The organism is Mesorhizobium sp. CNPSo 4684, assembly GCF_057784315.1.
In genome coordinates this window covers 1-6432 of the sequence record NZ_JBWLUX010000069.1, presented here as the reverse complement: position 1 = coordinate 6432, position 6432 = coordinate 1, and the positions used below count along the sequence as shown (strand labels likewise).

The following is a 6432-nucleotide window of genomic DNA, read 5'->3' as shown; positions in this document are numbered from 1 at the left end:
CCCCTGTGGCGCCGGCCATCCCCTTCCCCTCGCAAGAAAGACAGCGCGCTCAGGCGAGCGCGAACTCCGCTCACCCCTGCGGTGGTTTCTTCTTTTTCTTGGCCGCGGCGCGCTCCTTTTTCATCCAAAAACGGATCGGGATCGGCGGCTGCCAGATCGCTTCATGTGCCGACGTCGGCCTCGGGGAAGAACAGCTGCCGGCGGTTGTTCTTGTAGTTGCCCTCCTTGAAGTTCGGGCCGATCCACGCGCCGGTCGTGTCGAGCTCCAGCCATTTGCTCTGCTCGCCCGCGCGGGACCCGACTTGCCAAATCCGGCCATGCCGCCCATAGAACGGCTCGGATCATCGCCCTGCTTCAAAAGGCTGTTGTCGGCCCATTTGCCAAGGATACCCTCGATGCCTGCGACACCGTCCCCTTGGTCAAGGCTGTGACAGCCTCCCTCGCAAGCCTGGGCTGGACGGATTTCTTCGGCGATCAGCTTGGACCTGATGAGGCCAGCCTTGTCCCGACGCGCATCGCCTCGGTGCATCGTGACCGCCTGACCGGCCTGTCCCAGGCAGGGCCAACCGATCTGACGCTGCCGGCGAACGCCAACACCGGCGACTATGCCGTCGGCGACTGGGTGCTTGTCGAGCCCCATACACATCTGCTGCGCCGCCGCCTGACCCGCAAGACGGTGCTGGAGCGCCGCACGCAGGGCGGCAGGGTGCCGCAGCTGGCCGCAGCCAATGTCGACACGCTGTTCATCGTCACCTCCTGCAATGCCGATTTCAACATCGCCCGGCTCGAGCGCTATCTGGCGCTGGCCAACGAGGCCGGAACGACGCCGGTGATCCTGCTGACCAAGGCCGATACGGCCGAGGACGCAGAGGCGTACCAACGCCAGGCCGCGGCCCTGCAGCGCGGGCTGGCCGTGGTGATGCTGAACCCGCGCATAGCGGATGCCGCAACGGCGCTCGCCGCCTGGTGCGGCGCGGGCCAGACTGTGGCGCTGGTCGGCTCCTCCGGCGTCGGCAAATCGACGCTGGTCAACACGTTGGCCGGATCGGCGCAGCAAGCGCCGCAACAGACCGCCGGCATCCGGGAGCACGATGCCAAGGGCCGCCACACCACCACAGCCAGATCGCTGCACGCCATTGCCGGCGGCGGCTGGGTGATCGATACGCCGGGCATGCGCACGCTGCATGTCAGCGACGTTGCTTCCGGCATCGACACGCTGTTTGCCGAAATCACCGAGCTTGCCCCGCTGTGCAAATTCCGCGACTGCACCCACGTCCACGAACCGGGCTGCGCGGTGCAGGCTGCCTTGAAGGCAGGCACACTCGACCCCGAGCGCCTGGCCCGCTGGCGCAAACTGTCCGAGGAAAACCAGGGCAATACGCCGGTTCAGAGCGGCCCGCGCGGCAACAAATCGCCGGGCGGTCGCCCAAAGCGGCGTTGAGCGGACAATCCGAAAAAGCCTGATTGTTTTCTTCGGACCCGCACCACCCAATACATGCGCCGGCTATCCTAAGTGGATCTTTACCCGTCCACGCCTCGCCGAGCGTCTCCCCGCATAATCCCTTGGGGTTATGGCCGCGCTGCGCCGGCTAAGTCATGCTCCGCCTCAACTTCGAGAAATGCGACCGGACGCCTGCTCTTCTGGCAGCCTCCGGAAAAAGCATCGGACACAAGCTTCCCGGAGGCGGAACAATGCAAGACACTATCAAACTCGACCGCGCGCTCGGCCTCTGGTCCGTCGTGCTTTTCGGCCTGGCCTATATGACGCCGATGATCGTCTTCGGCACCTTTGGCGCGCTGGCCACGGCAAGCCAGGGCACCACCGCCATGGCCTATCTCATAGCGGCCGCGGCCATCCTGCTCACCCCATCAGCTACGGCGTCATGGCGCGCGTCTATCCCGTCGCCGGCTCGGCCTACACCTATGCCCGCCGCTCGATCAGCCCCAGCATCGGCTTCCTCGTGGGATGGGCGGTGCTGCTCGATTATTTCTTCCTGCCGATGGTGATCTGGCTGATTGGCGCCGCCTATCTCACTTCCGCCTTCCCCGCGGTTCCGACCTGGGTGTGGATCGTCGGCTTCATCGCGGTGACGACCTTCGTCAATGTCGTCAGCATCGCCTTCGCCAACCGCATCAACTTCTGACGCACTTCCAATAGAGCGCCATCGGTTCCTTGTGCTTCCGCCAGCTTTCCTGAGCGCGGGTTCGCGCGTCGTCCCGCATATCGAGCAACATCGCGGCGAGTGCCTGGCGGGCACCGATCGGCAGTTCCTGAAGCTGCTTCGCCGCCTCTTCTGCGGCCGATCTCAAAATCGCGGATCGGGTCTTCGCTAAGATTGGACTTGGCGCCAAGCCGCACGCGGGACTCTTGCCGAAACGATACCAGAACGGCTCGATGCGACCCTTGTCGGACCTTCAGTCGCGCCATAGGGCTCGCATTTCGTTCTTCATAGGCACATAATGAATGCCGTCGACCGCCAAGAAAGCGCGCTTAGTGACGTCATTCTGTCTCACTGGAGCCCGGTCGCCCACAAGGTCGCAATGTCCGAAGAACGCATCCGTCGCCGGCTCGCCGCGATCATGGTCGCCGACGTCGTAGGCTATGCGCGCCTGATGGAGGCGGACGAGGCCGGCACGCTCGCGGCGCTGAAGGACCGCCGCAGGAACGTGCTCGAGCCCATCGTGCGATCTCATGGCGGACGCATCGTCAAACTCATGGGCGACGGTGTTCTGGTCGAGTTCGTCAGCGCAGTTGATGCCGTCGGCAGTGCACTCGAACTGCAGGCCAGGATGGCCGATGCCAACGACGACGTGGCCGACGAGCGCCGGATCATGCTCCGGATCGGCATCAATCTGGGCGACGTGATCGGCGAGGGCACGGACGTCTATGGAGAGGGCGTCAACATTGCCGCGCGACTCGAGTCCCTGGCCGAGCCCGGCAGCATCTGCATGTCGCAAAACGTGTACGAACAGGTGGCCAAAAAGGTGAATGGCACATTCGAGCCCCTGGGTGACCGCCAGCTCAAGAACATCGAAGCGCCTGTGCGCGCCTACCTGGTCCGTCCTGCTGTTGTCGAGCCGAGCAAGCCAGCGGTCACGTCGGACAAACCGTCAATAGCCGTGTTGCCCTTCGACAACATGAGCGGCGATCCGGTGCAGGACTATTTTTCAGACGGGATCACGGAGGACATCATCACCGAGTTGAGCCGATTCAGGGAGATCATGGTGATCGCACGGAATTCTTCCTTTGCGCTCCGAGGCAAGGCGCTCGACGCCAAGGAAGTTGGCCATAGGCTCGGCGCGGATTTCATCGTCGAGGGCAGTACGCGCAGGGCGGGCAATCGCGTGCGGGTCACCGCCCAGTTGATCGACGTGTCCAGCGGAAAGCATCACTGGGCAGAGCGCTATGACCGCAATGTCGAAGATATCTTTGCGGTGCAGGACGAAGTCGTATCCATGATCGTCGGCACGCTGGTCGGGAGAGTCACCTCCACCCGTGCCGAGCAGTCAGGCCGCAAGCCACCGCAGCTTTGGGCGGCCCACGATCACTTTCTGCAAGGGCGGGAGCGTTCGATACGGTTCGATTCGGAAACCGCGGCCCAGTTCCTGCGCCGCGCAATCGAGCTCGACCCGGCCCACGCCCAAGCCCATGCGTGGCTGGCGGGTGTCGCCTATGTCCTCCATTCGGACCATGGGCGGCGAGAAGATCTGGAGGAAGGCCTTCGTGCCGCACAAACGGCGGTACGGCTCGATCCGTTGGATTCGAGCGGTCACCGGCAACTCGGCCTCATCTATTCTAAGATGAGGCAGTATGAGCAGGGAGGGATACACCTCGACCGAGCGGTCGCGCTCAATCCGAACGACGTGTATGCCTCGATGTTTCGAGGGCTGTGGCTGGCCTTTACGGGACGCGGAGAGGAAGCGCTGGGCAGTCTGGAGGCAGATCTTCGCCGCGATCCCTTTCCACCAGCTTGGTACTGGGGGTGCCGCGGAGTGGCCTTTCTGCAGTTGAGGCGCCACGCCGAGGCCCTCGAAGCATTTCAGCATATCGACCACCTCTGGCACTGGTGGCTACCCTGCTACATTGCTTCTTGTCAGGCTCGGCTGGGCAATATCGATCAGGCGAAACAGTCGGCCGCAGATGTGCTGCGCCTCAAACCTGATTTTGCCATAGCGGACTTCGAACGGTCTGAATGGTGGCGAGACCCCGCCGATCTTGAACAGATAACGCATGGCATGCGCATGGCGGGACTAAAGTAACCGGTCGTGGGGAGCTCCCACGCGGCGCCAGGATGTTCGCAGAGATGGTTCTCGATCGGCCATGGACCCGCGGCAGCTCGAACGGTTCGGTAGTCTGATTTCGTTACTCATAGCAGCTTGATCGGTTCGATCAGCCCTGAGTAGTCGTTGGGCCGTTTGTTGACGGCAGCCGCATTGACCTCTCGGCCGACTCGATAGAACTGCAACTGCCCGTCGATGTCATGGTTGAGAATGTCCTTCAGGTCGCCAGCAGGCGACTTGGGGTCCAGCCAGGCCTCGTAGTAAGCCGGATCGAGGATGAGCGGCTGGCGATCGTGGACCTGGTTGCCTGGCGCCGCGGACGGCTCGGTAATGATCGTGCAGCTGGTGATCTCAAGATTCGAATTAGGCCCACAGGCCAGCGAACGAGAAGGGCGCGTGGCCCGGCTGGAAGATGTGCCATGGGTCCTTCTTGCCGTCTGCTGGCGATATCGTCCACTCATAGAAGCCATCGGTCGGAATCAGGCAGCGCTTCGACTTGAAGGCATCTCGAAACGCCGGCGCCGTGTCGATGCCCTCGATCCGGGCGTTGAACATCGCCGCCTTGGGCATCTCTTTTGCCCAGAATGGCACCAGCCACCAGCGACCGGTCCGAAGCTTGTGGTTTCCGTCGTCACTGGCGGTGATGAACGGGACTTCGTCAGTGGGCGCGATGTTGTATCGCGGCGCGTCGTTAGCGCCATATACGTGGCGCTGCCGCTAAACCACAGCAGCCCACCGCCCCCGCCCTCACCCAAACCGCGCCGCCGTCCAAGCCCCACCGGCCGCATTCGACTCCACCGCCGCCGCGACAAACTTCACGCCGCGCGCTCCATCGACCACATCAGGCACCTGAGCGGCACGCGCCGCATCCACCACCCCACCGGAGCGATGTGCGCGAATAATGTCGGCGGCGTCGCGGTAGAAATTGGCGAAGGCCTCGATATAGCCTTCCGGGTGCGCCGCCGGCATGCGCGACACACGCTGGGCTTCCGCCGTCGAACCATGACCGCCGCGCACCAGCGTGCGGGTTTCCTCGCCATAAACGGCGAAGCGCAATTCTTCCGGCCGGCCGCCCGACCATTCGAGCCCGGCTCTGTCGCCATAGATGCGCACGGAGAGATCGTTGTAATGGCCGGGCGAGGTCTGGCTGGCCAGGATCGTGCCGCGTGCGCCGCCGGTCCAGCGCACCAGCACATGCGCATTGTCGTCGAGCCGGCGCCCAGACACGGCGGTGAACAGATCGGCCGAAACAGCCTCGGCCTCGCAGCCGGAGATGTAGCTTGCCAGGTTGAAGGCATGCACGCCGATATCGGCCAGCACCGCCGACTGCCCGGCGCGCGCCGGATCGGTGCGCCACTCCGCCTGCTTCTGGCCCTCGGCGTCGATCGGCCTGGTCAGCCAGTCCTGGATGTAGGCGCCGTGCACGGACACGATGCGGCCGAGTTCACCCGCCGCCACCATCGCGCGCGCCTGGCGCACCATGGCGTAGCCGGTGTTGTTGAGCGTGACGACGAAACGGCGCTTTTTCGCCTTGGCGAGCGCTACCAATGCCTCGGCGTCGCCGAGCGTCGTCGACAGCGGCTTGTCGCAGATCACGTCGATGCCGGCTTCGAGAAAGGCGGTGGCGATCGGCGCGTGCAGATGATTTGGCGTGACGATGACGACCGCCTCGATGCCGTCCGGCCGCGCGGCTTCGGCTCGCGCCATGGCCCGATAGTCGGCATAGCTGCGCTCCGGCGCGATGCCGATCTCGGCCGCCGAGGCAGCGGCGTTTTCCGGGTCCGACGACAGCGCCCCGGCGACCAGCACGATCTGGTCGTCGAGCCGCATGGCTACACGATGCACGGCGCCGATAAAGGCATTGCGCCCACCGCCGACCATGCCGACCCTCAGCCGCTTGCCGGCCGATCCGTCCGATGTTGCGTAGACCATGTTTCCTCCCGGGAAGACTGTTTTGTTGCCATCGTCGAGTTCTGTCGCGCCCCCCTCTGTCCTACCGGACATCTCCCCCACAAGGGGCAGGGGAATCGCAGATAAGTTGATTGGCTCTTGCCAAGTAGGAAAAGAGGGATTCTTGAGAGGCTTTCTCGCTACAGAGGAGGCCGCGGTGCCGTTGATTATGTCTATCCTGCGAGAGGTTCGAGATCCGCG

Annotated in this window: 7 protein-coding genes; 4 read left to right on the top strand and 3 right to left on the bottom strand. The window is 63.9% G+C overall.

Annotated features, from left to right (window positions below; genetic code table 11):
• From AC04SG_RS32500 to AC04SG_RS32485, 4 genes are all read left to right on the top strand, one after another.
• On the top strand, window positions 1-431 hold a 431-nt coding region (locus tag AC04SG_RS32500; RefSeq protein WP_488554357.1), incomplete at its 5' end, for a hypothetical protein.
• Entirely contained in the window at window positions 428-1441 is a 1014-nt protein-coding gene (gene rsgA, locus AC04SG_RS32495) for a ribosome small subunit-dependent GTPase A (RefSeq protein WP_488554356.1), read from the top strand. The genes AC04SG_RS32500 and rsgA, both read left to right, overlap by 4 nt.
• Window positions 1442-1883: 442 nt before the next feature.
• Complete coding sequence (locus AC04SG_RS32490; protein WP_488554355.1) at window positions 1884-2144, top strand: amino acid permease; 261 nt, start codon at window positions 1884-1886, stop codon at window positions 2142-2144.
• A 316-nt stretch (window positions 2145-2460) separates the two neighbouring features.
• Complete coding sequence (locus AC04SG_RS32485; RefSeq protein WP_488554354.1) at window positions 2461-4260, top strand: adenylate/guanylate cyclase domain-containing protein; 1800 nt, start codon at window positions 2461-2463, stop codon at window positions 4258-4260.
• A gap of 107 nt (window positions 4261-4367) precedes the next feature.
• Here the strand turns inward: AC04SG_RS32485 and AC04SG_RS32480 are convergent, their stop codons facing one another.
• The 3 genes from AC04SG_RS32480 to AC04SG_RS32470 form a co-directional block, all read right to left on the bottom strand.
• Window positions 4368-4742: an SOS response-associated peptidase family protein gene (locus AC04SG_RS32480; RefSeq protein ID WP_488554353.1), complete on the bottom strand. Its 375-nt coding sequence runs from the start codon at window positions 4740-4742 to the stop codon at window positions 4368-4370.
• A complete protein-coding gene (locus tag AC04SG_RS32475) occupies window positions 4645-4926 on the bottom strand; it encodes an SOS response-associated peptidase (RefSeq protein WP_488554358.1) in 282 nt (93 codons plus the stop codon). The genes AC04SG_RS32480 and AC04SG_RS32475 overlap by 98 nt, the downstream gene beginning before the upstream one ends.
• Window positions 4927-5028: 102 nt before the next feature.
• Window positions 5029-6213: a Gfo/Idh/MocA family protein gene (locus tag AC04SG_RS32470; RefSeq protein ID WP_488554352.1), complete on the bottom strand. Its 1185-nt coding sequence runs from the start codon at window positions 6211-6213 to the stop codon at window positions 5029-5031.
• Window positions 6214-6432 lie beyond the last annotated feature (219 nt).

Excerpts from the sequence above, each read along its gene's own strand:
- AC04SG_RS32470 (WP_488554352.1), bottom strand. The coding sequence starts at position 6,213 with ATGGTCTACGCAACATCGGACGGATCGGCCGGCAAGCGGCTGAGGGTC.
- AC04SG_RS32485 (WP_488554354.1), top strand. The coding sequence starts at position 2,461 with ATGAATGCCGTCGACCGCCAAGAAAGCGCGCTTAGTGACGTCATTCTG.
- AC04SG_RS32490 (WP_488554355.1), top strand. The coding sequence starts at position 1,884 with ATGGCGCGCGTCTATCCCGTCGCCGGCTCGGCCTACACCTATGCCCGC.
- AC04SG_RS32480 (WP_488554353.1), bottom strand. The coding sequence starts at position 4,742 with ATGAGTGGACGATATCGCCAGCAGACGGCAAGAAGGACCCATGGCACA.